The sequence below is a fragment of the Bacillus licheniformis DSM 13 = ATCC 14580 genome (assembly GCF_000011645.1).
Lineage (GTDB): Bacteria > Bacillota > Bacilli > Bacillales > Bacillaceae > Bacillus > Bacillus licheniformis.
In genome coordinates this window covers 1,894,492-1,918,812 of record NC_006270.3, presented here as the reverse complement: position 1 = coordinate 1,918,812, position 24,321 = coordinate 1,894,492, and the positions used below count along the sequence as shown (strand labels likewise).

27 protein-coding genes and 3 pseudogenes are annotated in these 24,321 nt (G+C 44.6%); 14 read left to right on the top strand and 16 right to left on the bottom strand.

Annotated elements, in window-relative coordinates; all coding sequences use genetic code 11:
* Positions 1-47 precede the first annotated feature (47 nt).
* A complete protein-coding gene (locus TRNA_RS31205; protein ID WP_003182043.1) occupies positions 48-449 on the bottom strand; it encodes a YmaF family protein in 402 nt (133 codons plus the stop codon).
* Positions 450-574: 125 nt separating this feature from the next.
* On the opposite strand from TRNA_RS31205, the gene TRNA_RS31200 reads away from it, so the two are divergent.
* From TRNA_RS31200 to TRNA_RS31190, 3 genes are all read left to right on the top strand, one after another.
* On the top strand, positions 575-796 hold the full coding sequence (locus TRNA_RS31200) for a hypothetical protein (RefSeq protein WP_003182041.1): 222 nt from the start codon (positions 575-577) through the stop codon (positions 794-796).
* A gap of 386 nt (positions 797-1,182) precedes the next feature.
* On the top strand, positions 1,183-1,521 hold the full coding sequence (locus TRNA_RS31195; protein ID WP_071583991.1) for a DMT family transporter: 339 nt from the start codon (positions 1,183-1,185) through the stop codon (positions 1,519-1,521).
* Positions 1,522-1,534: 13 nt separating this feature from the next.
* A complete protein-coding gene (locus TRNA_RS31190) occupies positions 1,535-1,894 on the top strand; it encodes a DMT family transporter (protein WP_003182037.1) in 360 nt (119 codons plus the stop codon).
* On the opposite strand, the gene TRNA_RS31185 is transcribed toward TRNA_RS31190, so the two are convergent.
* Positions 1,891-2,346 carry an OsmC family protein gene (locus TRNA_RS31185; protein ID WP_003182035.1) on the bottom strand — a complete coding sequence of 152 codons (456 nt, stop codon included), beginning with the start codon at positions 2,344-2,346 and terminating at the stop codon, positions 1,891-1,893. The two genes, TRNA_RS31190 and TRNA_RS31185, sit on opposite strands and share 4 nt — an antisense overlap.
* Positions 2,347-2,503: 157 nt before the next feature.
* Between TRNA_RS31185 and TRNA_RS31180 the strand changes: the two genes are divergently transcribed.
* Positions 2,504-2,809: a hypothetical protein gene (locus tag TRNA_RS31180; RefSeq protein WP_003182032.1), complete on the top strand. Its 306-nt coding sequence runs from the start codon at positions 2,504-2,506 to the stop codon at positions 2,807-2,809.
* Between the two features lie 54 nt (positions 2,810-2,863).
* On the opposite strand, the gene TRNA_RS31175 is transcribed toward TRNA_RS31180, so the two are convergent.
* From TRNA_RS31175 to TRNA_RS31165, 3 genes are all read right to left on the bottom strand, one after another.
* Positions 2,864-3,715, bottom strand: coding sequence for an NmrA family NAD(P)-binding protein (locus tag TRNA_RS31175; protein ID WP_011197994.1), 852 nt, complete (start codon positions 3,713-3,715; stop codon positions 2,864-2,866).
* A gap of 14 nt (positions 3,716-3,729) precedes the next feature.
* Positions 3,730-4,149 (bottom strand): nuclear transport factor 2 family protein, encoded by a 420-nt coding sequence (locus TRNA_RS31170; protein ID WP_003182028.1) that lies wholly within the window; start codon positions 4,147-4,149, stop codon positions 3,730-3,732.
* 87 nt (positions 4,150-4,236) lie between these two features.
* On the bottom strand, positions 4,237-4,821 hold the full coding sequence (locus TRNA_RS31165; protein ID WP_003182026.1) for a TetR/AcrR family transcriptional regulator: 585 nt from the start codon (positions 4,819-4,821) through the stop codon (positions 4,237-4,239).
* A gap of 182 nt (positions 4,822-5,003) precedes the next feature.
* On the opposite strand from TRNA_RS31165, the gene TRNA_RS31160 reads away from it, so the two are divergent.
* The 3 genes from TRNA_RS31160 to TRNA_RS31150 all read left to right on the top strand — a co-directional run bounded on the left by TRNA_RS31160 (position 5,004) and on the right by TRNA_RS31150 (position 6,871).
* Positions 5,004-6,263, top strand: coding sequence for a glycosyl hydrolase family 18 protein (locus TRNA_RS31160; protein WP_011197993.1), 1,260 nt, complete (start codon positions 5,004-5,006; stop codon positions 6,261-6,263).
* A gap of 111 nt (positions 6,264-6,374) precedes the next feature.
* Positions 6,375-6,575: a hypothetical protein gene (locus tag TRNA_RS31155; RefSeq protein WP_003182022.1), complete on the top strand. Its 201-nt coding sequence runs from the start codon at positions 6,375-6,377 to the stop codon at positions 6,573-6,575.
* A complete protein-coding gene (locus TRNA_RS31150) occupies positions 6,572-6,871 on the top strand; it encodes a spore coat protein (RefSeq protein WP_003182018.1) in 300 nt (99 codons plus the stop codon). Before TRNA_RS31155 ends, TRNA_RS31150 begins: the two co-directional genes overlap by 4 nt.
* A gap of 47 nt (positions 6,872-6,918) precedes the next feature.
* Here the strand turns inward: TRNA_RS31150 and TRNA_RS31145 are convergent, their stop codons facing one another.
* Both TRNA_RS31145 and yjiC read right to left on the bottom strand, forming a co-directional pair.
* On the bottom strand, positions 6,919-8,496 hold the full coding sequence (locus tag TRNA_RS31145) for an APC family permease (RefSeq protein ID WP_011197992.1): 1,578 nt from the start codon (positions 8,494-8,496) through the stop codon (positions 6,919-6,921).
* A gap of 125 nt (positions 8,497-8,621) precedes the next feature.
* Positions 8,622-9,812, bottom strand: coding sequence for a UDP-glycosyltransferase YjiC (gene yjiC / locus TRNA_RS31140; RefSeq protein WP_003182014.1), 1,191 nt, complete (start codon positions 9,810-9,812; stop codon positions 8,622-8,624).
* Between the two features lie 455 nt (positions 9,813-10,267).
* Between yjiC and TRNA_RS31135 the strand changes: the two genes are divergently transcribed.
* Positions 10,268-11,284 carry a serine hydrolase domain-containing protein gene (locus TRNA_RS31135; protein ID WP_011197991.1) on the top strand — a complete coding sequence of 339 codons (1,017 nt, stop codon included), beginning with the start codon at positions 10,268-10,270 and terminating at the stop codon, positions 11,282-11,284.
* Between the two features lie 33 nt (positions 11,285-11,317).
* A complete protein-coding gene (locus TRNA_RS31130; protein WP_003182010.1) occupies positions 11,318-11,968 on the top strand; it encodes a TVP38/TMEM64 family protein in 651 nt (216 codons plus the stop codon).
* Positions 11,969-12,016: 48 nt separating this feature from the next.
* Here TRNA_RS31130 and TRNA_RS31125 read toward each other — a convergent pair whose 3' ends face one another.
* From TRNA_RS31125 to TRNA_RS31100, 8 genes and pseudogenes are all read right to left on the bottom strand, one after another.
* Positions 12,017-12,328, bottom strand: coding sequence for a YbjQ family protein (locus TRNA_RS31125; RefSeq protein WP_003182008.1), 312 nt, complete (start codon positions 12,326-12,328; stop codon positions 12,017-12,019).
* 89 nt (positions 12,329-12,417) lie between these two features.
* Positions 12,418-12,567: pseudogene (locus TRNA_RS44450) on the bottom strand (hypothetical protein); the annotation flags it as partial.
* A gap of 328 nt (positions 12,568-12,895) precedes the next feature.
* Positions 12,896-13,758, bottom strand: a pseudogene (locus TRNA_RS31120) (alpha/beta fold hydrolase).
* Between the two features lie 116 nt (positions 13,759-13,874).
* Positions 13,875-14,648, bottom strand: a complete 774-nt coding sequence (locus tag TRNA_RS31115) for a hypothetical protein (protein WP_223307094.1) — start codon at positions 14,646-14,648, stop codon at positions 13,875-13,877.
* The gene (locus TRNA_RS44125) at positions 14,569-15,132 is read right to left on the bottom strand and encodes an MFS transporter (protein ID WP_003181998.1); all 564 of its coding nucleotides are present in this window, start codon (positions 15,130-15,132) and stop codon (positions 14,569-14,571) included. Before TRNA_RS44125 ends, TRNA_RS31115 begins: the two co-directional genes overlap by 80 nt.
* Before the next feature lie 307 nt (positions 15,133-15,439).
* A complete protein-coding gene (locus tag TRNA_RS31110) occupies positions 15,440-16,909 on the bottom strand; it encodes a potassium/proton antiporter (RefSeq protein ID WP_003181996.1) in 1,470 nt (489 codons plus the stop codon).
* A 134-nt stretch (positions 16,910-17,043) separates the two neighbouring features.
* A complete protein-coding gene (locus tag TRNA_RS31105; RefSeq protein ID WP_003181994.1) occupies positions 17,044-17,721 on the bottom strand; it encodes a YoaK family protein in 678 nt (225 codons plus the stop codon).
* Positions 17,722-18,169: 448 nt separating this feature from the next.
* A pseudogene (locus TRNA_RS31100) lies at positions 18,170-19,585 on the bottom strand (flavin monoamine oxidase family protein).
* Between the two features lie 257 nt (positions 19,586-19,842).
* On the opposite strand from TRNA_RS31100, the gene TRNA_RS43255 reads away from it, so the two are divergent.
* From TRNA_RS43255 to TRNA_RS31080, 5 genes are all read left to right on the top strand, one after another.
* The gene (locus tag TRNA_RS43255) at positions 19,843-19,953 is read left to right on the top strand and encodes a YjcZ family sporulation protein (protein WP_011197990.1); all 111 of its coding nucleotides are present in this window, start codon (positions 19,843-19,845) and stop codon (positions 19,951-19,953) included.
* 273 nt (positions 19,954-20,226) lie between these two features.
* A complete protein-coding gene (locus tag TRNA_RS31095; protein WP_003181986.1) occupies positions 20,227-20,874 on the top strand; it encodes a hypothetical protein in 648 nt (215 codons plus the stop codon).
* 207 nt (positions 20,875-21,081) lie between these two features.
* Positions 21,082-21,576, top strand: a complete 495-nt coding sequence (locus TRNA_RS31090; RefSeq protein ID WP_011197989.1) for an arsinothricin resistance N-acetyltransferase ArsN1 family A — start codon at positions 21,082-21,084, stop codon at positions 21,574-21,576.
* Positions 21,577-21,954: 378 nt separating this feature from the next.
* The gene (locus TRNA_RS31085) at positions 21,955-22,341 is read left to right on the top strand and encodes a (2Fe-2S) ferredoxin domain-containing protein (RefSeq protein ID WP_003181982.1); all 387 of its coding nucleotides are present in this window, start codon (positions 21,955-21,957) and stop codon (positions 22,339-22,341) included.
* A gap of 10 nt (positions 22,342-22,351) precedes the next feature.
* The gene (locus tag TRNA_RS31080) at positions 22,352-23,344 is read left to right on the top strand and encodes a CobW family GTP-binding protein (protein WP_003181980.1); all 993 of its coding nucleotides are present in this window, start codon (positions 22,352-22,354) and stop codon (positions 23,342-23,344) included.
* 503 nt (positions 23,345-23,847) lie between these two features.
* On the opposite strand, the gene TRNA_RS31070 is transcribed toward TRNA_RS31080, so the two are convergent.
* On the bottom strand, positions 23,848-24,285 hold the full coding sequence (locus TRNA_RS31070; protein ID WP_011201654.1) for a hypothetical protein: 438 nt from the start codon (positions 24,283-24,285) through the stop codon (positions 23,848-23,850).
* Between the last annotated feature and the right edge of the window lie 36 nt (positions 24,286-24,321).

Below are 24,321 nucleotides of genomic sequence, written 5' to 3'. Positions count from 1 at the left end.
AACACCCATTTCATTTTACCCGTTTTCACTGTTTTCCAAACATTCCCTCACCAGCCAATCGGCTCATTTCCGACGATTTCTCTTGTGTAACCCTTAAAAGGATGCCGGTGCCTTTCCTTCATTCCATCGCTTACATAAACGACTCCGCCATATCTGACCGGGGGAGCCGCAGAATATGCCAAATAGGTCGTGCCCTCGATTTCATGATAGTGCGTGCCGTCCGCCCGCGGAATCGCTGGCCCCGTAATCGCATAATACCTATGGTAATGACCATCGACGAAAGAAGTAATTCCGGAATAAAAATGAACGTGCCCATCTGTATTGCTCCCGTTTGCCGGCTGGGAAAAACCCTCAATTAGGTGGTAATGTCCCTCGGCAGTCGTTGTTCTCGCCCTGTAGGCGTGGGCATGGGGAGGCGCTTTTGACCAATCCGACTGATACAGCGTCATGTTTTCGTTCACTCCTTTTTGAGGGCTGCTTCACTAAAAAATCCGGCGGGCGCCCAGGCAAAAACGGCTGGGCAGAATACAGTGATGTTAGTCAGGTATCATTTTATTATTGGAGGGATTTTTTTATGTATCATTTCGACCATGCTCCTGTATATGACGACGACAGCCAGCGAATCATTGGCAGGCCTTTCTTTGGCGGACCTTTTGGGCGGCCGTTTTTCGGCCCGCGTCCATTTTTCGGTCCGGGCCCCTTCTTCGGAGGATTTTTGGGCGGCCTTACTGCCGGAGCGCTTCTCGGCCCTTGGGGATATCCGTATCCGCCGTATCCTTACTATCCTTATTTCTGACAGATAAAGGCTCTTTCAGGGGCCTTTTTACATTACTTTTTTCTTGACTTAGAACTTTTGCATCAATTAAGATGGATTTTACCAACCGGTTAGTGAAGCGGGGTTTTTTTTATGTCTAAAAAAGGGGAAAGCTTTGAAGAAGCTCATAACGATTTCGGAATAAAAGCTGAAACACTTTAAAATCGTTTATGGGCTGCGCTTTATGATATTCGAATGAAAACTACCGTTCAACTTTGTACAAGCGCGCGCAGAGGGCGCTGCGGAGTTTGCCCCCCCGGCCTTTGCATATGTCAAACTCGTATCCGGCGCATCTGGCTTTCGGGAATGTTTCAATTGGAACTGCTGGCTGACGAAGAGAAAGCTCTCCTTTTGAATCATGCAATAAAATCGATAGAGGAGGATTCCGTATGATTGCAGGCTACATTTTTCTTCTGATCGCCATCTTGTCAGAAGCGGCGGCAGCCGCCATGCTGAAAATATCTGACGGGTTCGCGCGCTGGCAGCCGTCGGTTCTTGTAGTAATCGGCTACGGTCTCGCATTTTACATGATGTCGCTCACATTGCAGGTCATTCCATTAAGCCTCTCCTATGCGACTTGGAGCGGAGCGGGCACCGTTCTGACTGCAATCATCGGCGTCTTGTGGTTTCAAGAAAAGCTGAACCGGCGAAATATCGCCGGCATTATCTGTCTCGTGTCAGGCGTTGTACTGATCAATTTGTCATAAGGAGGCGAATGTCATGAAAGGCATGATCTTTTTGGCGGCTGCCATTTTGTCCGAAGTATTCGGAAGCACGATGCTGAAGCTGTCAGAAGGCTTTAGCGCCCCCCTGCCCGCAGCCGGCGTGATAATCGGTTTTGCGGCTTCTTTTACATTTCTGAGCTTTTCATTAAAAACACTGCCTTTATCAGCGGCTTATGCGACTTGGGCCGGCACCGGAACGGCCTTGACAGCTGCAATCGGGCATTTTATATTTCAGGAGCCATTTAATCTCAAAACTCTTATTGGGCTTACTTTGATCATCGGCGGCGTCTTTCTGCTCAATTCAAAGCGCACCGAAGCAGCGGATCAAAAGGCTCAGCTCACGATCGAAATCTAATCCGCTTTGGAGACGACAATCTTCGGCTCTAATTCAATGGCGACGTTGCCCTGAACCGCCCTTGATATCATGCATGATGTCTCCGCTTTTTTAGCCAGTCTTTCGGCAAGTTCGGCCTCTTTTTGCGCCGCTTCTTTCGGGAGGCGGATCAGAGGTCTGTGAATGATTTTTTCGTACGTAAACACCCCGCCTGTCACATCGACAACGGCCTCGGATTCCATCGTCAGGCTCTCTTTTTCCAATCCGCTTCTTTCCATCATCGCTGCAAGTGTAATGATATAGCAAGTCGCAGCGGCACCGAGCAGCATTTCGTCAGGGTTTGTCCCCGCCCCCGGGCCGTCCATTTCCTTTGGTATCGAAATTTCGGTTTTTAAATTCCCGCTTTCAATCCTTCCGATGTCGTTTCGTTTTCCAGGCCAGTCTGCCTGAAGGTAAAAATGATGTTTAGCCATAAAAAATACCTCCTTTTTTTATCCTGCTTAAAAGTCTACCGGTATTTGACCTTTCTGTCTTATTATTTGCCTATCAAACCGTGACAACTGTCTAACACACAGGGCATAAGCGGAACATAGAATACAACGAAAATCCGCACGAGAAAGGACGAAAGAAATGGAGAATGCAGAACATTTACAGCAGACGGCGGTTCCCGAACAGCATACGCATATCCCCCAGTATCAGCATCCCGAAACCGCCTTGCACCACATTAAATGTCCGTTGTTTCCCCACTTGAAACATAAGACGTTGTGCACAGTAGCACCTTTTGTTCATTACGGTTTAAATGAAGCCCAAGCCACTTCCTATCACCATGCCATGGAAGAAGTAGCGGCAATGGCTTATTTAATGGGCATGGGAATGAACCCTCACTTGGCCTACTGTACAGTTGAGTCATGGGAAATAAACGAAACATTTTATTAATTGGACTGAACGGTCAAAAATGAAGAGAAAAGACCGTTCAGCTTCAGGAACGAGTTAAAACAGACGCCAGCGTCCGGTGTGTTCATTAGCGAAATCAGCCAGTGAACGCGGTTTTTTTCCCGTGATGCGTTCCACTGTATCCGTGATGCGGTTTTCTTTGCCGTTCTTGATTTTCTCATCTAATTCCGACATGAAGCCGGCATAATCGGGAGATAATCCTGCCTTTATATACCTTGTTCTCAACGCGGACACTTCGACATTGACATGTCTGATGTCGCGGCCTGCCGCTCTGCCGATGATTGCCGCGGCTTCGGCATAACTCAAGGCTTCCGGCCCGGTCAAAATATGGCTCGTATTATGCGGCTTTTGATCAAGCAATGCGCGCACAGCTACTTCAGCGATATCGTCTGCATCTATAAACCCGACTTTGCCGTCGCCTGATGCGGTGACGATTTCATTTTTCTCCCGAATCGAAGCGCCATGCTGATGGTCAAAATTCTGCATGAAATATGAAGGCTTTAGCACCGCCCATTCAGGAACATATCGCCTGACCGCGTGATGAAGCTTCCCGAAAACCGGTCCATTTTCATCAATAATTGCAGCGCTGAGCAGGACAATGCGGCGGACGCCGAATGCCGATGCCATTTCCAAAAAAGGCAGTACGATTGGCGACGGTTCGTATACACCGACAGGCGCAACCAAATACAATGAGTCCGTGTTTTTTAATGCGTCTTTGTAAGTTGTTTGATCATTCCAGTCAAAATATACATGTTCTGCTCCGGTAATTGCAGGTATTCTCCGGCTTGCGATCCGGACGCCGGCACCCAAATGCACGAGCCTTTTGGCGATTCGGCTCCCTGTCGTACCGGTTCCGCCGGTAATCAATATTTTTTTTCCCACTTTCATCACTCCTTGTCAGATTATAAAAAGGTTTGCAGCTGTCCTCCGAACGATTTGACGACAGTCAAAGGATTCCAATAATCTTTGTAGTGGACAATTTTGCCCGCTTTAAGGTTTACAAGGCTGATGTACTGTTGGTTATAAGGAAGACCCGTCTCACACACAATGCCTTCACATTCAAATTCGACAGCCGAATAGCCCGATTTTGCCGTTTGATGAATAGTCGGCGCTGTAAAGCGGACAATATCGATTTTTTCGGGAAAATCCTTTATATAATCGTAAATCGCTGACTTACCTTCTATTTTTTTAGGAAAAACCGGCGGTGCGTATGGATGCTCAAACACCGCATCTTGATCCCAAAGCTGTATCCACTTTTCCATATCCTTTTCAAGCATCGACTGCAAAAACAGTTCCATCACATCGGTTATCGCACGCGTCATTTTCTTTCCTCCATTCTTTTTTGACCAATCAGTCTAAAATAGTGATAAAAACGGGCAGCAGCCCATCTCCCCATGACAAACAATATATCAATCAAGAATAGACAGGCTGACATCGATCAGATCCTGAAGGGCATCAAAATCCCCCGTTAACTTCGCCTGAAACGTGAGCGACAGCCGGGTTTGATTCAAAAAACGGGCAACTGCTGAAAGATCATGGAGGCCCTTCTTTAGTTCCCCCTGTGACTGTGCTCGGACAAGCGCTTTGTAAAAGGCGGTTTCCAACTGCTTTGTCTGCTTATCGAAGTATTCGGCAACCTCCGGATCGCGGGGAATTTGTTCAATTGCGCTGTTGATGATATAGCATGCCTTTGAACGTTCGGGGTCTTTCAGAACGTTTAAGCTTTCCTGGAAGATCTGCCGAACCGATTGCTTCACTGATCCGGGGCTTTCAAGCATGGCGATCACTTGCGCATTTTTATCATCTAGATATCTTGTAAGGGCGGCGATAAACAGACCCCTTTTAGTCCCGAATGCATTGTACAGACTTTGCCTGGCAATTCCCAGGCGGCTGAGCAGCTCCTGCATCGACGCCCCCTCATAGCCGAATTGGCCGAAAACCTCCATCGCTTTATGAAGGACGAGAGCGGTATCAAATTCTTTGCTCCTTCCCAAGCCCCTATCACCTCCTTTATTTGAAGGATACACTTTCTAGACTGTTCAGTCAAGAATTATCCGCTTCACGGTTCTATTCACCATTCCAGCTGTAAAAAACGGCGCATGATCCTTCTGCAACGGTCATAGACATAGCATAAAACCCCCTGTCACATACAGAGGAACAAAAGGAAGTGTGCCAGTTGTTTATTTATACAGTCCAGCCGGGAGATTCACTATTTGTCATCGGCGCCAAGTTCGGAATTTCGATTGACCAGATCCGATTGGCGAATGGGTTGATCGCAACAAACATTGTCCCCGGACAGGCTCTTTTAATACCGCTTTATACATATACCGTTCAGCCGGGAGACAGTTATTACACGATTGCCCGCCGGACGTTTGTATCCGTCGAAGCATTGCAAAAAGCAAATCCGTCTGTAACCCCTTCCAATATGAGGCCGGGGATAAAAGTGATGATTCCGGAATTGCCGAAAAAACCGATCACTGCTTTAGGATATTACACACTGAGAAACCCCCGGTTAGACCAGGAATTGATTCATAATTTTGCCCCATACGCCACGTATCTGGCATTTTTTGAATACCACATTTCAAGCGACGGATCGTTAAGCGAGCTGAATGATTCACCGGCCGTACAAACGGCTTGGAGACGGCGCGTTCCTCCCCTCATGACAGTCACCAATCTAACTGAATCAGGCTTCAGTCCGTCTCTTGCGCACCGCGTATTAAATCAGCCTGCCGTAAGAAATCGCCTCATCGACAATATTGTCCAAACGATTTCCAGAAAAGGATATGCAGGCGTCAATATTGATTTCGAACAGATTTTGGAGGAAGACAGAGATTTATTTTCAGGTTTTCTCCGCCTGTTGAAAGAGCGGCTGAAGCCGTCCGGCTATGTGTTGACGATTGCCGTTCCGCCGAAAACAAATGAAAATATCGCCTGGCTGAAAGGGTATGACTATGGCGGAATCGGTGCAGTGAGCGACCTTATCTTCATCATGGCATACGACTGGCACCACGGGACAAGCGAGCCCGGCCCCATTGCTCCGATCAATGAAGTCCGGCAAACAATTCAATTTGCTCTCCGCCATGTCCCCAAAGAAAAAATCGTTCTCGGCTTTCCGCTTTACGGCTATAACTGGACCCTGCCCTATCAGCCCGGTGCCGTATACCCCGGAATCGCCAACCAAGACGCCGTTCAGCTCGCCATGAAGCACCAGGCACCGATTCAATATGATACAAATTCTGAGTCCCCTTTTTTCAGATACACCGATGAACAGGGCAGACGGCATGTCGTATGGTTTGAAGACGCACGCAGCATCGGAAAAAAACTGCAGCTGATCACCGAATACGGACTTGACGGCGGCGGCGTCTGGCAGCTCACACTCAGTTTTCCGCAAGGAACATGGCTCTTGACCAAATTCTTTCGCGTCCGAAAAGTCTGACATCATTATGTGATTTATTGTAAAATAACAAACCGAATAATCCCGCTAACGAATTTTGATACTAAAGATGTGTCCTTCACACAATAACAAATTTGAAAGGAATGTTTGCGATTGAATAATGCGATCCATGAAACATTGGAGCTGCATGAGCTGTTAATGTTTAAAAACCTTTGTCTGACAAAGTCATCAACAATGACGGGAATGGTTCAGGATCAAGAGCTTCGCGACATCTTGGAGCGTGATGCATCCCAAACAAAGCATCAGATCGAGCATTTACAAGGTCTATTGTCAGTGAGAGGTGAAACCGTATGAACGAATTCATCCAAAACATGACAGGCATGGGCGCGATGACTGAACAAGTCATTGCCACCGATTTTTTAATCTCGGCAAAAACCGGTGTCAAAAACATTGCCACAGCTATCACGGAAACATCTTCTCCAGAAGTGCGCGAAACGCTTAAGCAGTATTTAAACGACGCGATTGACACCCATGAACAGATCACAAACTATATGATTTCCAAAGGGTATTACCATCCTGCGAATTTATCTGAACAAATTCAGATTGATACCAAAGCTGCCGAAACGGCTAAAGATCTTCCGCAACTGTAATAAAAACGTGTGAATACCCCGCAGTCCATACAGCGGGGTTTTCATACTTAAACGGTTTCTTCTTTTTTCTCATCATAATCAATGACTGCCTTTGGCAGCGCCGTATATTTCGCCCAGTAAAATACCGCAATCGATCCTAGCGCGATCAAGATTAAATCGACCGGCGTTCTCAATAGGCCAAGGCCGTTACCGAATGAGCCCAGAAACGATAAAATCAGGAGCATCACATAATATCCGACGATCCACCAGCTTGATTTAAGCTGCTGTGCAAACGAAACATCGTCCTGCGGAACGTATTTTTTACACGCGCAATAAACAGCAAACATCACAAGCTGTGATCCGAGCAGCCATGACACGGTGTTCCACCCTGACCAATAGACGATATACGACGCAAATATGAAGGAGACAGGAGCGATGACAGCCATTCCTTTGATTTGCAGAGGCTTTTTAAGCTGCTTGGCATTCACATTCAGCGCCGCTGCTGAAACCGGAGCAATCGCATAGGAGAGGATCAGGGCAACAGAGCAAACATTGACGAGCGCGTCCCAAGACGGAAACGGAAGCGTCCAAAAAACGGCGAGCGCAAACGACAGCCACAACGACGGACGCGGAATTCCCGTTGGTTTATTCACCTTGGCAAAGATTTTGAACAATGTGCCGTTCCGCGCCCATGCATAAACCAAGCGCGATGTTGTATTCATAAAAATATTGCCGTTTCCGCCGGGTGATAAAATCGCATCCAGAACGACAAGAGTGGCAAGCCAGCCCATCCCGAGCAGCACCGCGATATCTTTAAACGGAAGAGAAAATTCCCTGCCGATCGCTTTCCATCCGTCATTTAGCATATCAGTCGGTATGGCTCCGATAAACACCACTTGCAGTATCGTATAGACGCAAGCCGAAACAATGATGCAAATCAGCAGAGCAACCGGGATGTTCCGCTGCGGATTTTTCACTTCGCCGGCGACCGAAACGATCGGATGTAGACCGAGGTATGCGAACATCACCCCGCCGGTCGAAATGGATGTCTGAACCCCGCCAAAGCCAAACGGCGCAAATTCTCCCGCAAAGTTCGCCGATTTAAAATGGAATATCAACACGATGATGATTGTCAAAGGAACAAAATACTTAAAAACCGAAATAATTAAATTTGATTTCGCAAACGCTTTGACACTCCAATAATTCAGTAAAAAGAACAAACAAAGCAGCGCAAACTGCAAAAGCCAGCCGATAATCGTCGGCGATTCAGAACCTTTTATCGTCAAACCGGGAAACCAATAGGCTACGTATTGCCTGACAGCCGTCACTTCGATCGAAATCAGGCTTGTATAGGCAACAATCGTGATAAATGAAATCAAATATCCGACAAGGTGGCCGTGGGTATACACCGGATAGCGGATAATCCCGCCCGTCCGCGGCAACGCAGCTCCCAGCTCGGCATAAACGAGGCCGATTAAAAGGATAATGACGCCGCCGATAATCCACGAAAAGCTTCCAGCGGGCCCGGCTTTTGAAGCGACATTGCTGACGGCAAACAGCCAAGCCGATCCGAATATCGCACCCATGCCGATCAAAATCAGGTCAAGCAGAGAGATCGTTTTTTTGAAATTGCCCTGATTTGACAAAACACTTCCTCCTTTTTAATACATTTAATAGAAGGTAGTATGTTCAAAAAGCGCCGCTGTATACTTTTCCCGCTTCCTTACGGCAGCAACAAAAAACCCGGGGATTCCCGGGTTCGTTTAAATGGTTATTTTACTCCTGCGGGTGCTAAAAATGCCTCAATTTCATCTGCGGCTTTCTCGGCCCCTCCGGCTTGTTTAATGTGCTTTTGCATGTCCTGTATCCGTTTCAGGACATGCGGGTCACCATCCGTCTGAGAGACGGCTTCCCGCAGTGAAGCTGCTGTTGTGTCTTCCGGCTGCAAATGCTTGCCAAGCCCAAGCTCTTCGACGCGGCGGGCAGTGATTTCCTGTTCAGGCATTTGCGGAACGGCAACGAGCGGTACACCGGCATTCAACCCTTCCATCGTACTGTTCATACCCCCATGGGTGATGAACAGCTCCGCTTTCTTCAGGATCTCCAGCTGAGGAACGCGCTGATGAATCGAAAAGTTCTCAGGTATGTCATCAAAGCTTTCAGGATCGATTGTCGTGCCAACAGCCATGATAACCTGCCACTTCGTGTCCCTGAATGCTTCTATGCACATATGATAAAATTCCGGCCAGGCATTGAACGCCGTCCCTAAAGATATCAGCATGACAGGACGGCCGCTGTCCGAAATAATCGGCGTTTCTTTTTCCTGAAACTTGCGTTTGGCAAGAGAAGGACCAACAAAAGAGAACCGCTCATCAAACGTTTCGCCGTAAGGCTGAAAAGCACGAGGCATAAAGACAATGTTCAATTTTGCAGGCTCGAACATATCCTCAAAGTTAAATGACGGAAGATTCGAATTTTTCAAAGCATCCTCTTGCTCAGGCGTCAGCTCGATCTTAAACTCTTCAGAAATGGATCTGAATGTAAAATGTTCGTTCTGTGCATATGTAGAACAAAGGCGGACCGCCTCTATTCCAAACTTCTCAGCCAGCAGTTTTCCCGCCATGGCCATAAAGTCAAAAAGGATAAGGTCTGGCTTGTCATTCTCATAGAGCGCTTCAAGCTGAGGAAGAACCTCCTCCATTTCTTTGATAAACATCAGCGGAGCCTGCGACATATCTTTTTTATTTTTCATCAGCTCCCGAATTTGCTGCGGATCGATATTTAAAGTTGAGCGGTAGTTGAGCGGCTCTGCCCCAGTTTCCTCAACAGCCTTCACAAACTCATCCGTCACCGGATATGTTACCCGATAACCGCGTTTGACAAGGCTTGCCGTTAAAGCTAGCGTTGGATTAATATGGCCGTGAGCCGGAATATTAAAAATCGCGATATGTTTATGTCCCATTTCTTAACCTCCTGTTATTTTTGCTTCATGACAGCACCAAAGATTTAAAAATCTCTTTCACTATGTTAAATAACATATTATAGATCATAAAGGAAAAACCCTTCAAAATTAAATTAAAATTAAAAAATACTAATATAGTCCTTTTCCTTGCAAAAAAACACAGAACTTTAGCCCTTAGTTTAAGGCTGTGTACGACTTTATTCCCCTTTTCGTTACTGCCGACTTATATTTCAATCGTTTTATAATAAAAAACATCCGTCAAAACAGCACTCGTTTTAACGGATGTCATGAAATTGCCTTATTTTAAATTTAGCTTAAATTATTCTGCAAATGATGGAAAATACAAAAAAATTTTTATAATGTTATTTTGGTCGCGCTTCCTGCTTCATTTCCTTTCAAAACTATCGTTTATTGTTTTCTTCTTATCATAATTAGATATGAAAGGACTGTTGTTATTGGTATATACAGCGGAACATCTTGATGATTATTTAATGGAACAAGCATCCAACAATCATTTTCACGGCAGCATTTTGCTGGCAGATTCAAACGGTATACTGTTATCGAAAGGATACGGTTATGCCAATTGTAAGGACAAGGTGAAGAATGAACCGTCTACACGCTACCAAATTGCCTCACTGACAAAGCAATTCACAGCTATAGCGGTCATGCAGCTGCAAGAAAAGGGGCTGCTTCGTACAGATGACCCGGTACAAAACTATTTAGAAGGCTATCCGAACGGCGACAGCATTACCATCAAACATTTATTAAGCCATACGTCCGGAATTCCTGATTTTCTAGAGGAAGAATTGCTCGATATTGAGCTGGAGCGCGCACCGTTGGACCAATTTATCAGACGTTTTATTGACAAGCCGCTTGAATTTCGGCCGGGACAAAGGTTCAATTACAGTAATTCAGGATACATACTGCTTACAAAAATCATTGAAACGATCACAAATGAAGCTTATGGAGACGTTATTCAACAATTGATCTTTGACCCTTTAGGCATGAAAAACTCCGGTTTTTTCTCTTCTCCGGAAGATATTTCGCCTACAGTCGGATATTTATGCCTGAATCGTGAAATGATCAAAGCGCCTATCGTATACGGCTACGGGGAAAGCGGGCTGTATTCAACCGTTGAAGACTTGTACTTATGGGACAGGGCGCTTTACACCGAGAAGCTTGTCTCAAAAGATGCTTTGAAAGAAGCCCTTTACAGCCGCGTCAAAAAGCAGGCTTTTGCAGCCGAAGGCCCTTCTCCGGCGCTCATTCAAAACAATTCGATCGGATACGGATGGTTTATTAATCATCAAAATAAGTATAAAATATGGCATGATGGAGAAATCCACGGTTTTATCAGCTCAATTAACCGATACATGGATGAGAAAAAAGTGCTGATTATGCTCAGCAATTGCAACCTCTCAAAAACTGACGAGATTTTGGCACACTTAGAAGAAGCTTTATTGCAAATGTAGAAGCTAAAGACAAAGAAAGGCAGCGGGAGCGGTATGATCAGAAAACTATTCACTATCATCATCATGGCAAGTATCATCGCGGTCGGATTCGTCTGCAAAGATTCCTGGCTCGACGTCATCAGGGACGGAGGCGTTTATTCGGTATTATTCAGCATGCTGCTTGTGGCGGCCTGTGTATTTTTCCCGATCGTCCCGTTTGCGCTCATTGCCGGATTAAACGGCGCCTTGTTCGGAATCGCAAACGGCGTGCTGATCACGCTGACGGGGTCTATGCTCGGCACCATGCTCTTGTTTTTCCTCTCACGTTACGGATTCAGAGACATGGCTCGCAGACACTTAACGAAATACCCGAAAATGAGCGAATATGAAGCGTATTTTAACCAAAATGCTTTTACAGCCGTACTATTGGGCAGGCTGATCCCGGTTATCCCAGCCGTTGTCATGAATATCGTCTGCGGTTTAAGCAAGGTGAAATGGGCTGTCTTTTTTGCGGCTTCGACGCTTGGAAAAGTCCCCAACGTTCTCGTCGTCTCTATCGCAGGTGCCAATTTCAGCGAAAACAAGCTGCTCTCTGTCGGCGTCTACGGCTTATATATGGCGATCATAGCGTTTGTCATCTACAGAAAGTATCCCCATCTGACTCAAAAACATAAAGAGACGAAACAGACAGGGAAGCCTTCTTGACTCGCTGAGGCGGCAACGAGAGCCGCCGCCTTCGTTTTCGATTGCAAGCTAGCCGATTACAACAGCCGTACCATATCCGATGAGTTCGGAGGTTCCCTGGCCTGCAGACAGTTCGAACCTTAGACCGACGATCGCGTTTGCTCCAAGCTCTTCAGCTTGATTCACGAGCCGTTCCCTCACAGCTTTTTTCGAATCCTCAAGCATTTGGGTGTAATTTTTTAATTCTCCGCCAATGACTGACTTCAACCCTGACAGAATATCTTTTCCGATATTCCGCGACTGAACGATGCTGCTTGTGACAAGCCCTTTGACTTCGACAATGTTTTGATTTGCGATTGTATCTGTTGTGACGATGATCATCAATATCCTCCCTTTTCCTAAACTTACTAGCTACCATACCACATTTGCCGGAAGCGTGCAGTTATTTATTCATCATATCGGCTGGATTTTTAAAATGTTAAGTTTTTCATGCAACGTTTCACCATATTGCATAGCCGCATCGTTTCAATCGCGAGTTTAGGAAGAAGCTGCCGCTTGCCGCAAGCCAAACTGCGCCATATCCATTCAGCAGGCCCAAATTGAAATATCCACAGCCAAAGACGACTTCCCTATGGGCTAAAAGAATGCCAAGCAAAGCAAACCCGCGGATGATATCAAGTTTACCAACTCTCTCCCCCCTGGGAAATCGCAGGCAACGGTAATCAATGATTCATCCCGTACCTGTCCCTCTATCGGAATAGATTCTTATACATAAGTTTCCCTTGTGCTCCGAAAACCGGCCAGGGAGGATTTCTCATTCATCTTATTTGCAAGTCTTGTACGACGTTCATCAGTTCTGTTCGGAAAGATCATTCTGCTCTTGATTAAAAAATTGCACTACTTCATTTGCGGGTAGGCTGCGATCCTAAAATTTTATTCATCTTATGATCAAGATGATGTGGTTTTTAAAAAGCTGATGACCTTCTGTGAGACAGATTTACCCTCTGTTCCCAGCCAAATGAGATGACCCCAGCTGTCTGCCTGATAGACTTCTGAAAAAGGAATCAGTTTTTTTGCATGAAAAGCATGCTCGGCTGGAACAACACGATCATATCGGCAATGCATAATTAATACCGGACAAGAAATCTCCTTCAAATGATGGAAAGATAAATCGTCTATATTTTTTAAATCAAGCAAGAACCCTCGACTTGAACGCTGTCTGTTGTTCATTTTTCTCATTTCTTCAATATCTCCCTCCGTGACTTTCAGCATCGCCTGATCAGCAGGAAGTGTAGTAAAGGAGGATAGCATTTTCTTAAAGATCCATTCCGGAAATCGATTGTTAAGCGCCGATATCAGCTTCCATACGGCCTTTTCAACAGGCGGCCGAAAGATGATCTGACCAACTTTATATTCAATATCCTTCGCTGTCAGCCACTGCTTTGTGACAGCGCTTTGCAAAATTAAGGATTCTACTCTTTCCGAGTATTTGGATGCAAAACATATTCCGCTTGGCCCGCCGGCTGACACCGCAACCACATGAACTTTCTTGATATTTAAATGATCAAGCAGTTTCATATGTAATAGCAGGCAAGTTCCAAACTGTCCCCGATTTCTTTCGATGTCCGGCCATACCCTGCACGGGAAGGCGTGATGATAGAGAATCGGCTCTCATAAAGATCTCGATACCCAAATTCCTCGCGGCAATTCGAATGACCTCCGTGCATCACAAGAATCGGCTTCCCTTCACCTACTCGCGAATATTCAATTGTCAGTCCGTCAATTTCAAAGGTGCCGATGCTTCTTTTCATCATTTTCATCCTCTCAAGAAGCTTTACATCAAATACGATTTTCTTTTCATTATGTTTCAGAAAATCGAGTCAGCATAAAAAACGGCTGGGCTTTCCCGCCCAACCACTCGAATATCCTAAGATTTTTTGCGTTTGCAAGTCAATAAATATAGCAATCCGCCAGCCAATACAAAAACTGTGAATATGGCAAACGAGCGGCTGAATACAGCACTCCAGGCATCGTTCATTGCCGGAAGCGCAGAATAGCCAAACCCGTGCACTGCCATCAAGCCTCCTGCTAATGCGACGCCTATTCCTTCAGATAAAAAACAGGCAAAGTTCAGCATCCCCATTCCAGCGCCTGCAGCCTTTTCTTCCAAGCTTTCTGCGGTACTGTTTGAAATTGCCGTTTTCACAAATGAAAGACCGCCAAATATAAACACGAGCATAATCGTCATCAACCATGGTGTCCGGTCGCCGACCTGTGACGCGGCTGCCATGGTTGACAAGATCAATAACCATCCAAGAGTAAAAACAAACCGGCTGCCGAAGCGATCTGTAAGGGCTCCGCCCGCAACGCTTCCCAATACAGTACATCCTGCCAAAACGACGCCTATATATCGGCGATTCTTTATTAAAGAACGGTCAATAAACGGATGTTCTGCATGTCGGGTATGAACTGCAGCTCCAATCAAGCAAAAAATGCCCGCCAGTAAATAAAAGACATGATACAGCGATATATATACAGCGAACATCACAATGCTGATTGTCAGCAGTCCGATCCCAATGATATCCAGGTTTGCTTTTGCAGCGGCTTCATCAGGCATATTTCTAAAGAAGAAAGGAATCGCCATCAGCACTGCCATCGGCAGAATAAACAGAAACGACCAATGAATATAATGTACAATCAATCATTCCGCCGATGGCCGGACCTATTCCCTCGCCCATTGCCACCAGTGATCCGACAATGCCGAATGCTTTGCCCCGGCCCTCCGGACGGACATAGCGCGTGATGATGACCAGGATAAGCGCGGGTACAGCGGAAGCCCCGGATCCTTGAACAAAGCGCGCAAAGATCACAGCCGGGAAATAAGCTTGAGCCAACAAACCCATAAATGAGCCTCCGCCATAGATGAGCAGTCCGGCCACAAACAGCTTCCTGACGCCGTACATATCAGAAAGCCTGCTGTAAACAACTGAACCGGCAGCAAAGGAAATGATGAAACTCGTATTCACCCAATTTGCCGCCGCAGGCGACACGCCGAATTGATTTTTTATGTCCGGCAATGCAACATTAAATACGGTTTCGTTCATCACGCTGAAGAAAGCGACAAAGCTAAGCCACCAAAATGCCTTCTTTTGATGTTTAAAGGTTTGTATTTTACTGTTTTTCAATTGAATGATACCCCCAAAATTAAAGGGGAATCACGCAGTTTATAGGGTTAATGATGCGCTTTCCCCTCGAATGTTAACCCACTTATTTTTTTGCACTTCATCATTCATGCGCCTCCTAATATTTGATTTTTAAATTATAAATGGATATGAGCAATTGATCAACAAAGGTCTAAATGTCACTTATCATATAGCTGAACTTCCACATGGCAAAAAAAGGCCAATGAAGAATACCGGTGCAGTACCCTTCATTGACCTTTATTCGTGACATACTGAGCAAGTCTGCCTTGTACTGTGCTTTTCCGACGGCTTAATCAAATTCTCTGTTTAAAAATTTTTTCAGTTCCTTCTTTTGTTTTTTCGATACGAGGATATATAAAATATCGCCTGGTTTAATTTTCGTTTCTCCATGCGGCGTGACCAAATCCCCATTTCGGATGATCGCATTGATCAGGGCATCTTTTGGAAAGCTGATGTCTTTCAGCATCTGCCTGGTAATGGCTGCTTGGTCATCGACTTCAAATTCGATAATTTCGGCGTTCGCCTTGCCGATGGAAACAAGCTCCAGCGAATGCGGCGCTTCTACTTTCTGCGGTCCGTTCAATTTCAATTTTTCTGCGAAGACCGATATGGTTGACCCTTGGATCAAAGCCGATGTTAAAACGACGAAGAATACGACATTAAAGATCAATTGGCTGTTTTCAAGCCCCATCGTCATCGGAAATGTTGCAAGAACGATCGGGACTGCCCCTTTTAATCCGGCCCATGATAAGAAGATTTTTTCGTTAAAATTAAAGCCCATTTTGATGGTCGACAGAAAAACGGCAACCGGCCGGGCGATAAAAATTAAAATCAGGGAAAGCAAGAAGCCCTTGAAAATAATATCGAAGGATAAAAATTGGGCAGGAAAAACCAATAATCCGAGAATGATAAACATCAAAATCTGCATCATCCAGGCAAAGCCTTCATTAAACCTGAAAATGGAATGTCGGTAAGTCAAATCTTGATTTCCGATGACAAGCGCGGCAATGTAGACGGCCAGTAAGCCGCTCGCCCCGATGACATCTGTAAGACTGTAGGTAAGAAGCGCAAAAGCAAGAGCGAAGATCGGATAAAGTCCGCTCGAATCCAAGTTGATTTTATTGATGGCAAAGCTGGCGAACCGCCCGAGTAAATATCCGAGCAAAAGTCCCATTCCCATCTGCCAGAAAAATGAAATAACAAGCATGAAATAAGATGAATGGTCAGCCGTCAGCAGCTGGATGAGCGATAAAGTCAAAAACATCGCCATCGGATCATTTGTACCCGACTCTGCTTCTAGAGTGGAGCTCAATCTGTCTCTAATATTCTGGCCTTTCAATACGGCGAAAATCGCGGCTGCGTCTGTAGAGCCGACAATCGCTCCGAATAAAAAGCCCTCCATCCAAGAAACATTAAAAATCAGCTTGGCGGCAACCGCAACCACGCAGGTGGTCAGCAAAACGCCAATCGTCGCGAGCGACAATGAAGGAACGGCGACCGCTTTGACCGAAGACCACTTTGTTTGCAAACCGCCTTCAAAAAGGATGACGACAAGTGCGATAATTCCAATCAGCTGGGCAAGCTCGGGATTATTAAAATAAATAATTCCGAGACCATCGCTCCCCATGATCATCCCGACAATCAAGAACAATACAAGGGCGGGCACTCCGAGCCTAGTCGAAAATTTCGTTGTCAGTACACCGATAATCAGCAATAAGGCCGCTAATAAAATAAACTGCTCCATATTAATGTGTTCCAACCATTTATCCTCCTCCCAATCTTAACCGATACTGGTGCTTTTCCCCGTCCTATTACCCGGACTTGCACCTTCATAAAACATATGTAACAATCGATGGTTCACGAATGCCGGTGTATAGAACCGTCCTTATCTGGTCATCCCTCACTCTTTCCGTGAAACCTTGTGCCTGCAACCGCAATAATACCGATAATGATAACGATCGGAATCCAAATCACAACAAACGGATGCTCAGGTTCAGCAAGTGCGGCAATGACAGCCCCCAGGCAATAGAGCACAATCGTCAAAGCGCGAAGCCATGCGTCCTTATGGATGACCTTTTGGTTGTTATTACTGAGGAATCGTTTTGTCACATCTTCGAAAAAGTTTGCCAGCGTCCCCGTTAGGACAGTAGTGGAAATCCCTGCAATGCCGAGCTTTCTGGCTGCCGTAGTCTGAAGCCCCATCGCAATGCTTAACAGCAAGATTAAAAGGTGCGGCGAACTTTCAAAGAAAGTCAGGCAGGCAAATAGAAGCAATACGGCTGCTTCCACAGCAAGTGCAATCGTGACGCCTGTCGGCCAGAACGATTTTTCCTGTTTTCCGACAATGGCTGCTGATATAATCACGCCGATGATAAATCCGAACAGTGCGATCAGCGAGTACACGGCGGTCGCATGAAGAGAATTGCCGATTGATAATCCTAACAGTACGATGTTCCCGGTCATATTAGCGGTAAATACGTGACCGATACTTAAGTACCCAATCACATCTACAATACCTGCTGTCAAACAGAGAAGCAAAAGCATGATGTTTCGATCACGAGCAGCATTCAATGTGATTCAATCCTTTCTTAGCTATTCTGCCCGGCAGAATGTTAAGTCATTCCATCCGGTATGTCATGAGCCTTTCCTAAGGGAAAACTCGTTTTGGGGGCTTTTTTTGTTGTAAGAAAAAGGAGGGTTCTTAACGAAAAAATGCGGGCAATCCGATCATTCACCTCAGCAAAACACTTTTTTGCTTGTCGAGTTACATCTGCAATTCAATTGTATCATAAGCATTAAAATTTTTTATAAATGAAGTTCTTAAAAACTTGTTTTTACGAATGGAAACACTTCTTACTGTTGAGGAAGCAAAAACAAATTTACATCCCCTCAGAAGGCGGAGTTTATTGGAAGATCCGTCTGTTTAACTCAATAAAAACGAACAAGCCGCTTTTTAACAGCGACTCTTCCCCATCCCTTAAAATCGGTTCTTTCTATTAAAATACTTGCAAAGTTCATGTTATACGCGGGAGGCCTGATTTACTTCATACGCCGCCCGTATTCCCGATTCAATCGCTCCCTGCATCCACCCATGAGTGAGGGAAGCGTGTTCCCCGGCGAAATACACCCTTCCTTCAGGCATCGGAATATAAGGATACAACTCTAATTCCTGCCCTGGTTCGAAAGCTGTAAATGCTCCGGCTGAAAAAGGATTTTGCGTCCAGCTGAAAGAAGCGCCTGATACAAACTCAGAATACACGATATCTCCATATATTTTCGCTAAATTTTTCAGCGTATAGCGGATCCGCTCTTCTTCAGGCTGACTGTCCCATATTAGCGCTTCATCAGCCCACGTATAGCTCGCTAAAATGACAGCATGCCCGTGTCCTCCTATGCTGCTAGGGTAGTATGAAAAGCGAATCGGCAAATCGGTAATCGATCTGCCGCCGCGCTGTCCGACTCTTTCCCAAAACCTGCTCTTAAATTCGATTCCTATTTTTGTCGCCGCAATATAGTTAAGCTCCCGAATCGCTCTCCGCTTTTGGTAGGAAAAGGATTCAAACGGCTCAAATGCCACAAATCGCAATGCTGAAAAAGGTATTGTTACGATCGCGAAGTCACCTGTCACCGCTGAATGTTCTGCCGACTGCTGGTGAATGCAATGGGCTGTTACACTGTTTTTAGTTTGAGACATTTTCATCAATTTTTGACGGAATAAAATATTCCCCTTTAATTGCGGAAGAAAAGCTTGCGTCAACAGGTCCATGCCGCATGTAATCTCATAGAAGCGAGTCGGCGATGTAAAAAAAATCGATTCCCGCAATACTTCGACAAGGGACAATCCCATGTACGCTTCCATGTCCAAAAGCACACCAATCATATCGATGGAACCGCTTGAAAAATGAGTGTTGAGAAAAGATCCTAACGATTCGTTCCTGTATTGTTTTTCAACAATACGCCAATTTCTCGCCGGATCTTGGCTGATAAAATTGAGGATAGGCTGCAAAGCAGAAAGCATCAGCTGTTCTGCCGTTTTTCCCTACTCATGGGGAGCAACAGGGAACCTTAAAACGCCCGGATTTTTTTCAAACTCATGAAGACGGGTTTTCACGCCGTTGACGTAAAGAATATCCATGGGGGTTCGGTTGATAAACACATTGACAGGCAGATTAAACTTCTTAATATATTCCATCGTTAAAGTATGGATATCGGGGATGCGCATCGGCCCGGCATTGAAATACAACCCTTCGCTAAAGGGCGCACGGGAAGTAAAAACACGCCCTCCCGCTCTGTCATTTGCTTCCACAATCGTCACTCTATGCCCGGCATTCTTTAATAAAGACGCTGCGATAAGTCCGGACAACCCGGCACCAACGATCATCATATGCTTAGGGTACTGTGCCGTTTGAAGACCATTCCTGATGATACGAAGCATGTCTTTTTCAGTTAATTGAAAATTCAATTTATTCAGCGCCCTTTTCGGTGGATTTATTGCATTATATTCCGTTTAAAGGACGCCAATCACCATTTTCATCCTCTCTGCACGAAGTCCTCATGATAGTCGGCTCTTCATCTGAGACTCGCATGAGGGTGAAGTTGGTTCAACTATTTTTAAAAATGTAAATCAATATCCTATACCAAATTTATAAAGTGACATAGGATAAACTATGTCTCTTTAGGGAGGTGAAACATATGAGCGGAGGTTACGGACACGGAAGCGGTTTTGCTTTAATTGTTGTTCTGTTCATTCTCTTAATCATCATCGGCGCCAGCTGGTTCGGCGGTGGATATGGAGGCTACTAAAAAGTTCGTTTTAAAAGTCAGCAATAACTTATGACCTTCTCCTTATTTTACATGTTCTCCTCCTGCTTACCGTTGTTGACTCCATCATGAAAGGCTCTTTTTTAAAAAAGAGCCTTTTTTTAATGCAATACAGATACCGAACCTCTCCTGCTGCTGAATGTTAATAGAAAATTAATGTTTTTTTCAAAAAGAGACATGATTTTCATTCTATTAATGCTATTATTTTTCCATCCTATTAATAAATAGGAAAATTAAGAGAGGGAGTGTTGTTATATGTTTAAAACTAAGTTCAAGAAAACAATTGGGATTGGACTCGTTGCCGCTGCCTGTTTGATTTCCGCGTCGACGGCAAGCGCTGCGTCGCAAAATGAAAGCGATGTTAAAGTGAAACTGGACGATCAGCAGCGGAATCAATATACGGTCAAATCTTTCCACTACTTAACCGTTGACGGAAAAAATGTGGATTCGCCGGCTCAAGCCAACGCCAAATCCGTCAGAGATGTCAAAGTAACCATGGTTCTGCCCAAGCAGAATAAGAACGGCGATTTGCTTGCGTATGGATTTACGAGCAAGGTTACTTTAGAAGCCTTTATCGCGAAAGACAAGCAGAGGCTTGAGAAGCAATTCAAACCTTCTGCCAGCGGTCCCTGCTGTACCGATTTCTATGAATATAAAAATAAAGGCGGGCAGTATATTTACTGGAGAGACGGATTTAAAAACTTGCCATCCAGCTGGAATGACAGAATTTCATCGTTAAGTACGGCGTCTCCTTCATCAAGCTATTCAACGACGCTGTGGGAGCATACTTCAACTCAAGGATACGGCAAAGGCGTTTTGTTTAGACATTCCGATTGGTACGGCAAAACTGCTAATATGGCTTCTGATTGGGACAATAAAGCTTCGGCCATCGATATCAAGTAACGGGAAATAGAAACATTTATTCAAAGATGAAGTGTCAAAAAAATAGAGAGCAAAGCTTAGGCCTGCTCTCTTTTACCCTGTCTGTTGCCAATTCCGCTTAGATCCGTCAAGCAAACAATAACGAACGCGCTTTCAAAAACTTGCGGACAATTTAGTGACCAACTTATCATATGATGCTGCACTCGAAGTCCTTCTACGGAGGAACTCATGCATAACATAAACATTCGAAAAGCTATTTCTGCCGATTTGCCATTTATCTTAACTATTTATAATCAGGGCATTGAAGATCGAATTGCGACTCTGGAGCAAGATTTAAAGGAAATGAGCGATATCGAAATATGGTTTCAGGAACATCAAGGGCGCTATTCTGTCCTTGTGGCCGAATCAAAAGGAGAAATTGTAGGCTGGGCTTCTTTGAACCCGTACTCCCACCGTTGTGCTTATCAAGGTGTTGCCGACCTTTCTGTCTATGTTGATCGTGCATGCCGCGGAAAAGGAATAGGCGGCCTCCTTCTTCAAGCTCTAGAAAAAACAGCTAAAGAGAATAGTTTTTATAAAATCGTCCTCTTTACATTTCCCTTTAACGAACTTGGGCAAAACCTATACAATAAAATGGGCTACAGGCAAGTTGGCATCTTTAAAAATCAAGGAATTTTAGATGGACGTTTTATCGATGTAATGGCAATGGAAAAATTGCTATAGATAAAAAACCCCTTGATTGCTCAAGGGGTTTTTGCGCCAAGGTGCGGCTGGATAAAGAAGCTGCACAGATCTCATTGGCACCGTTTAACCTCTTCTATTTGCGTTTGACTTGAAAAAGAGATAAAATGATTTTCAAATCGTAATAATTACGTTTTGTTGTAGTATTGAAATAACCAAAGGCGCAAAAGAAGGCTGAAATATATGGAGCTTTTCGAAAGGAGTGAAATACTGCGGATGTTGCCGGGGCCGTCTCCCCGTTATGAGTATCACCTTTCGGACAGTGATCGACCGGGGCGCCTCTATATTCATTCTCAGTTCTTTATCATTTTATCGCTTACAAATCGGAATAATTCTGTTTTATTTGGAGGGAAGATACATATGGCGACATGGGATTTAAGTAATATGAAACATCATATTTTTATCTGCAACGGCAGCAGCTGCAATCGGGCCGGAGCTGAGGAACTGACTCAAGTGATTCGGCAAGAAATCTCGGACCGGGAGCTTGATGATTTCATTCATACAACGCGCACGCGGTGTAATGGAAGGTGTCAAGATAAGTGCGTGGCCATCCATTACCCGAGAGGAACTTGGTATAGAGATTTAAAACCTGAGGATGTCCCCCTCCTGATTGACTCGCTTTGTACCAATGAAGATTATAAAGAAAAAGCAAGCCATTTGTATGACGGCCAACGCTTCGAACGTTCATCCGGCGTCATCTCCGGAGTTCCAAAAGAAAAAGTAATCAAAGTATCGAAAAAATTTTAAATGGAGTCGAATGATCATGCCTATAACTAAAAAGAAAATTCCTGTCGCTATTCTCACTGGGTACTTAGGCGCCGGGAAAACCACACTTTTAAATCGAATACTTACAGAAAAGCACAATCAAAAGATCGCGGTTATTGTCAATGAGTACGGAGAAGTCGGGATAGACAACCAGCTTGTCGTTGATTCTGAAGAAGAAATTTTGGAAATGAACAACGGCTGTATCTGTTGCACGGTCCGCGGAGATTTGATTCGCATTCTGAGAACGCTTGTATTCTCAATGGATCAAGGGAAAGTTGCATTTGATCGCGTTTTAATCGAAACAACGGGACTGGCTGATCCTGCCCCCGTTGCCCAGACGTTTTTCATGGATGAACTGCTATCCGAAATATTTGAAGTTGACAGCATCGTCACGGTAGTAGACAGCAAGCATGTCACCAGACATCTGGATGATCAGGATGAAGCGCAAGAGCAAATCGCATTTGCTGACGTCATCATCCTCAATAAAACAGATTTAGTATCGAATAACGAGCTGAAATCCTTGGAGCAAAGACTTGTCAACATTAATCCTACGGCTAAGAGGCTGTATGCCAGAGATTGCAAGGTCAATTTAAGAGATATACTGGGGATCAATACGTTCGACGTCAATCGAAAAATTGAAATCGATCCTCATTTTCTAGAAGATCATCATCACCACCATCACGATGATAAAGTGTCTTCTATCGCTTTTCGGGAAGAGAAGCCTCTTGATTTGGCAAAGGTGGATCATTGGATGAGTTATCTCGTACGGGAAAAAGGAGAAGATTTATTGCGTTATAAAGGGATCCTTTATATTAAAGGCGAAGAATATCGAATCGTATTCCAAGGGCTTCATATGCTGTTTTCAGGACGTCCGGACCGGAAGTGGAACGAAAACGAGAAAAAACAAAGCGAACTTGTTTTCATCGGAAAGGACTTGGACAAAGAGGAACTGGAGCGGCAATTTAAAAATTGCATCGCAAAGTAACTCTTTCTCGCTTTGTTGGCTCTCTCTTTGCTTAACAGAAAGACCCGAGATTTGATTTTGCGAGTCTATTTCAAGGGCAAAATCAGTTTTTAAGCAGGTTATTTGCCTGCTTTTCTTTTTGTTCTTATAAGGACTTCCCTGCGTCCCCTGACTATCGCGCGCAATCCTGCATAGACTCCAGCCTCCAGCCGTTCCTCCTGTGAAGCTGACGACCTTCATCATCATTCGATACATCCGAGTTCACACTTGATAAGGGAAAGGTGCGTCTCCCATTCTGGCCAATAAAAAAGCGGCCACCAATCAGCTGCACAACATCCATATGCAAAAGGTCAGTGTCCGCAGGCTCTCCTTCTTGGACTCGATATTCACGTTCGTTTTTCTTGTCTCTATCGTATGACAAAGTGGAATAGAAAAAGTCCCCCATTTTATCCCCCTTTTTGTCGGATTTGAATATGAAAAAACCTTGATAGGCAGTTGCCAATCAAGGTGTTTAAATAGTTCTCTTAGTTATTCTTTTTAATGTTATCAAGACTACATTTTCCAATATGGATCTCGTATTGTTGTTCTTCAAAAAATATTTTTGCAATCATTCCTGTAGATTTATCAGCAATTAGGAAATTATCAGGTTCTGACATTTCCCAAAGCTCATGAATTGCTTTAGAATAGTCTAAAACTCGAACATTTGCCCACACTGGTTGTAAACATTTGGGAACAACGATAAACCACTCTTTTTTTTGTTTAAGGAAACTTAGGGAATTTTCTATCCATAAAATATTGTTTTCTTTAGAATCCCCAATTAATTTATAATAAGTTGGTTTGGAATCTATTCTTCGAAATTGTTTTAGTAATGGCTCGAACAAGTCTATCCAAGGAGAATCAAACTCTTCAAAATCTAATAGTTCTAAGCAAGTAAATTCCTTCATCGATTTCCTTGCATTCATTATCGCTTTTTTTGTTTAATAATTTCATTACGAGAC

Coding starts and splice junctions, on each gene's coding strand:
- TRNA_RS31085 (WP_003181982.1), top strand. CDS start 21,955: ATGGCGACATGGGATTTAAGTAATATGAAACATCATATTTTTATCTGC.
- TRNA_RS31170 (WP_003182028.1), bottom strand. CDS start 4,149: ATGACGCGTGCGATAACCGATGTGATGGAACTGTTTTTGCAGTCGATG.
- TRNA_RS31095 (WP_003181986.1), top strand. CDS start 20,227: ATGTTTAAAACTAAGTTCAAGAAAACAATTGGGATTGGACTCGTTGCC.
- TRNA_RS31090 (WP_011197989.1), top strand. CDS start 21,082: ATGCATAACATAAACATTCGAAAAGCTATTTCTGCCGATTTGCCATTT.
- TRNA_RS31070 (WP_011201654.1), bottom strand. CDS start 24,285: ATGAATGCAAGGAAATCGATGAAGGAATTTACTTGCTTAGAACTATTA.
- TRNA_RS31185 (WP_003182035.1), bottom strand. CDS start 2,346: ATGGCTAAACATCATTTTTACCTTCAGGCAGACTGGCCTGGAAAACGA.
- TRNA_RS31175 (WP_011197994.1), bottom strand. CDS start 3,715: ATGAAAGTGGGAAAAAAAATATTGATTACCGGCGGAACCGGTACGACA.
- TRNA_RS43255 (WP_011197990.1), top strand. CDS start 19,843: ATGAGCGGAGGTTACGGACACGGAAGCGGTTTTGCTTTAATTGTTGTT.
- TRNA_RS31200 (WP_003182041.1), top strand. CDS start 575: ATGTATCATTTCGACCATGCTCCTGTATATGACGACGACAGCCAGCGA.
- TRNA_RS31190 (WP_003182037.1), top strand. CDS start 1,535: ATGAAAGGCATGATCTTTTTGGCGGCTGCCATTTTGTCCGAAGTATTC.
- TRNA_RS31150 (WP_003182018.1), top strand. CDS start 6,572: ATGAACGAATTCATCCAAAACATGACAGGCATGGGCGCGATGACTGAA.
- TRNA_RS31130 (WP_003182010.1), top strand. CDS start 11,318: ATGATCAGAAAACTATTCACTATCATCATCATGGCAAGTATCATCGCG.
- yjiC (WP_003182014.1), bottom strand. CDS start 9,812: ATGGGACATAAACATATCGCGATTTTTAATATTCCGGCTCACGGCCAT.
- TRNA_RS31080 (WP_003181980.1), top strand. CDS start 22,352: ATGATCATGCCTATAACTAAAAAGAAAATTCCTGTCGCTATTCTCACT.
- TRNA_RS31205 (WP_003182043.1), bottom strand. CDS start 449: ATGACGCTGTATCAGTCGGATTGGTCAAAAGCGCCTCCCCATGCCCAC.
- TRNA_RS31180 (WP_003182032.1), top strand. CDS start 2,504: ATGGAGAATGCAGAACATTTACAGCAGACGGCGGTTCCCGAACAGCAT.
- TRNA_RS31125 (WP_003182008.1), bottom strand. CDS start 12,328: ATGATCATCGTCACAACAGATACAATCGCAAATCAAAACATTGTCGAA.